This is a genomic window from Micromonospora sp. NPDC047753, from assembly GCF_040642735.1.
Classification (GTDB): domain Bacteria; phylum Actinomycetota; class Actinomycetes; order Mycobacteriales; family Micromonosporaceae; genus Micromonospora.
Window position 1 is genome coordinate 1 of the sequence record NZ_JBEYSL010000549.1, and the last position, 4,231, is coordinate 4,231.

3 protein-coding genes are annotated in these 4,231 nt (G+C 72.1%); 1 reads left to right on the forward strand and 2 read right to left on the reverse strand.

The window, feature by feature from the left end; all coding sequences use genetic code 11:
• Positions 1-973 (reverse strand): MFS transporter (locus ABZ749_RS30625; protein WP_357233855.1); only part of this gene is annotated, 973 nt, incomplete at its 3' end.
• Positions 970-2,535, reverse strand: a complete 1,566-nt coding sequence (locus ABZ749_RS30630) for an AMP-binding protein (protein ID WP_357233858.1) — start codon at positions 2,533-2,535, stop codon at positions 970-972. The genes ABZ749_RS30625 and ABZ749_RS30630, both read right to left, overlap by 4 nt.
• A 314-nt stretch (positions 2,536-2,849) precedes the next feature.
• Between ABZ749_RS30630 and ABZ749_RS30635 the strand changes: the two genes are divergently transcribed.
• The gene (locus ABZ749_RS30635; RefSeq protein ID WP_357233861.1) at positions 2,850-4,130 is read left to right on the forward strand and encodes an SGNH/GDSL hydrolase family protein; all 1,281 of its coding nucleotides are present in this window, start codon (positions 2,850-2,852) and stop codon (positions 4,128-4,130) included.
• Positions 4,131-4,231 lie beyond the last annotated feature (101 nt).

The following is a 4,231-nucleotide window of genomic DNA, read 5'->3' on the forward strand; positions in this document are numbered from 1 at the left end:
GGCAGCAAGGTGACCGACCTGGCTGCGGGTGACCTGGTCTACGTCTCCGCCACCACGCGGCCGAAGGGCGGCCTCTACGCCGAGTACGCAACCGGGGCGTGCCGGCGACCAGCGCGCCGACCAGGAACGTCAGCCGCCGGGGCAGCCGGGGCCCGAGCGCGGTGAACACCAGGTTGCCCAGCAGCGCGCCCGCCGAGAACGCCGCCAACACCAGGCCGAGGCCGCTCGGGCCGGGAAGCTCCCGGGCGACCCAGACCGGGATGTAGACGGCCACGCTGGCGTTGGCCACCATGTTCAGCGCCGAGATGACGGCGAGCATGCCGAGCAGCGGCCGGTCCCGGCCCAGGTAACTGAAGCCACCCCGCAGGGCGCGCAGGTAACTTTCCGGCTTGGTGGGTTGCGTCGGGGCGGCCGGCGGGCGGACCAGGACGCCGATGAGCAGCGCGCAGACCCCGAAGCTGGCCGCGTCGATGAGGATCGCCTCGGTCACCCCGAAGACGGCGATCAGCAGGCCGCCCACCGCGGCGCCGAACAGTGTCACCACCCGGCTGAGCCCGTCGTACGCGGAGGTCAGGCGGATCAGCGGCACTCCGGCGGCCTCCGCGACCGGCCGGAACATCACGTGCTTCACCCGGTCCCCGATGCCCCGCAGCGCGCCGGCCACCGCGACGAGCGCCACCAGCGGGACGAAGCCCAACCACGGGGTCAGCGCCACGACGACCATCACCACCGCGCTGCCCGCGTCGCAGAGGATCGAGGTACGGCGCAGGCCGATCCGGTCCGCCCAGGGTGTGCCCAACGCGCTGGACAGCAGGTACGGCAGGGTCTCCGCGAACGCGACCAGACCCATCTTGGTGGGGCTGCCGGTGGTGACCAGCACCAGCCACGGAATGGTCACCACCGAGATGCGGGTGCCCAGGTTGGAGATCAGGTCCGCGCTGACCAGGACGACCAGTTGCCGGCGGGGGGTCACGCCCCGACCGCCGCCGCCCGACGGGCCGCGTACCGCGCGCGCAGCGCCCGCTTGTCCACCTTCATCGACCGGTTCACCGGCAGCCGGTCGAGGACCTCCACAGCGGCCGGCGCCCACATCTCGTTGAGTTCGACGGTCACGAGGTCGATCAGCTCCGCCCCGGTGACCGTCGCGCCCGGCCCGAGCACCACGTACGCGTGCGGCACCTCGCCGACCGTCTCGTCCGGCACGCCGATGACGGCGGCGGCCCGTACCTGGGGGTGCCCGACCAGCACGTCCTCGATGGGACGGCAGAAGATCGCCCAGTTCCGGCGATGCGTGACGATCATGTCGTGTGCCCGGTCGACGAGGTAGAGGTAACCGTCGTCGTCGAGGTGGCCGATGTCGCGGGTCCGCACCCACCCGTCGACGAGCGTCTGCGCGGTCAGCTCCGGCTGACCGTGGTAGCCGGCGAAGCTCAGTCGGGTCCGTACCCACACCTCGCCGTCGCGGCCCGTCGGCAGCACCGCGCCGTCGTCATCGCGGATCTCGACGCGGACGTCGCCGTAGGGCCGCCCGCACGAGCGCAACCGCTCCGGGTGCTCCGGATCGTCGGTCAGCCCGGGCAGCGCGGTGATCACGACCGCCTCGCTGAGGCCGTACACGATGCGCAGCGCCGGGCCGAACCGGGCGATGGCCTGGCGCAGCCGGGCGGGCGCGGCGGGCCCGGCGCCCACGTTGAACATGAACATGGCGGAGAAGTCCGCGCCGACCAGCGCCGGGTGGTCCAGCACCTCGTAGAGCATCGGCGGCGTGACGAAGGTCGAGTTGATCCGCTCCCGTTGCACGGTGTCCACGAAGGCCACCGGGTCCCAGTCGTCGCGCAGGAACAGCACCCCGCCGGTGAACAGGTTGAACAGCGTGGTGATCTGCCCGCTGGCCAGCCACATCGGCGAGTGCGACAGGTGCCGCAACAACGGGAACCCGGCGGCGCGGAAGTCGGCGGCCAGGGCGAGGATCTGGGCGTAGAAGCTCTCCCTATGGTGCACCAGCTTCGGGCTGCCGGTCGTGCCGCTGGTCTGCAGGAACGACTCGGGTGCCGGCACCGACGCCGGCAGGCCGGTCACGTCGGCGTCGGCGTCGGCCGTGAGATCGGGCCCGGTGCCGCCCGAGCCCAGACAGCACACCGGTGTGCCGGGCAGCGCGGCGGCCAGCTCAGGGCCCAGACTGTCCCGGTCCCGCGCGTCGTAGACCAGGGCGTCCGGGCGGGCCAACCGGATGAACTCGTCGACCTCGCGGCGCGCGGTCACCGGGGCGACCCACATCGTCCGGCAGCCGAGCAGATGCAGGGCGAGCTGTAGCAGCGGACCCTCCACCGCGTTCGCGACTGTCACCAGCACCGCCGACCCGGGCCGTACGCCGTGCCGGGTCACCGTCGCGGCCATCGCCCGGACCAGCGCGGCGGCCTCGGTGTAGGTGAGTCGGCGACCGGCGCCGACAAGCGCCTCCCGGTCGCCGAACTCGGCGAAGAGATCCAACACCCTGTCCACGTAGGTAGTGGTGTGCCCGGGTCCGTCAGTCATCCGGCAGCCCCCATCTGAGAAAAGCGGCGGTCCCCGGGCAGTTTCCCGGTGACGACGCGACGGTGGCGCGCTTGGCGACCGCACCGCCGCCGCCTGGAAGCCTAGGCGCGAAACGGCTGGTCGGAACCGTGCCGACGGGCGATCCGAACGGCCCGCCGGACATTTGATCGCGTCGATCAGGTTGATTGACGCCCGTCAACGGCGGCGGCTAGGTTTCTGGACCATCGTCCAGGCGGGCGCCGTCAGCAGACGGCCCTGGGCTGCCACACGATGGAGGCTCCATGGCAACGGCAACCCCGAAGAGATGGCCTGTCATCGCCGCTGCGGCCGTGCTGTTGGTCGCCGGCGCACCCGCCGTCGTCGCCAGCGCCGGTCCGTCCGGCACCGCCGCCGGCCGACCCGACTCCCGCGCCGGATGGGCGGGCAGTTGGGCCACCGCGGTCACCCGGGGCAACTCGGTCGGGCTGACGAACACCGGCCTCAACAACCAGAGCGTCCGGATGATCGTGCACGTCTCCGTGGGCGGCCCGGCGCTGCGGGTCCGCCTGAGCAACCTCTACGGCGAGCAGGCGGTCACCGTCGGTCGCGCCACCGTCGCCCGGCCGAACACCGCGACACCGGACGACCTCTCCGACATCGACGCGGCCTCGGTACGTCCGTTGAGTTTCACCGGTGCGCCCACGGCGACCATGAACCGGGGCGCCGAACTGCTCAGCGACCCGCTGGCCTTCCCGGTCGCTGACGACAGCGACCTGGTTGTCACCCTGCACTTCCCGACGCCGACCGGTCCGACCACGTTCCACGGGCAGTCCCAGCAGGCCAACTTCATCGGCGCCGGGGATCTGACCGGGGCGGCCGAGGGCACCGGCTTCACCACCCGCCCCACCTGCTGCTGGTTCTTCCTCTCCGGCGTCGACGTGCAACGCAAGGGCAGCCCCGGCGCGCTGGTCGTACTCAGCGACTCCATCGGTGACGGCAACGGCAGCACCGTCAACGCTAACCGGCGTTGGCCCGACCTGCTCTCCGACCGGCTGCTCGCCGACCGGCCGGACAGGCGCACCCCGGGCGTGCTCAACCTGAGCCTGGCCGGCAACCGGCTCAACCACGAGGGCACCGAGCCGGGCGACGGCAACTACCCGGGCTACTACCAGCTCGGCCCGAACGCGGCGGCCCGGCTCAACGAGGACGTGTTCCCGCAGACCGGTGTGCGTACCGTCGTCACCCACCTGGGCATCAACGACATCTGGATGTCGAACGACTCACCCGAGGCGATCATCGGCACGCTGCGGCAGATCAACCAGCAGCTCCAGCAGCGCGGGCTGACCAGTCTGGTGGCCACGCTGACCCCGTACGAGGGGCACGGCGCGCCGGGTGTGTGGACGCCGCAGAAGGAGGCCACCCGCCAGGCGGTGAACGCGTACCTGCGCGGCAGCAGGGAGTTCGACGGGCTGCTCGACTTCGACCGGGTGCTGCGTGACCCGGCCCGGCCCAGCCAGTTGCTGCCCGCATACGACTCGGGGGACCACATCCACCCGAACGACGCCGGCAACCAGGCGTTGGCGGACGCCGTGCCGCTGCGGCTGCTCGACCTGTGATCCGGACCGGGGGCGGCGGGTGATCCGTGAGCCGGAAGACGCACCCGACACCGAAGCGGAGGCCCCCCTCGGTTCCCCGGATCCGCGCGCGCAGGACGACC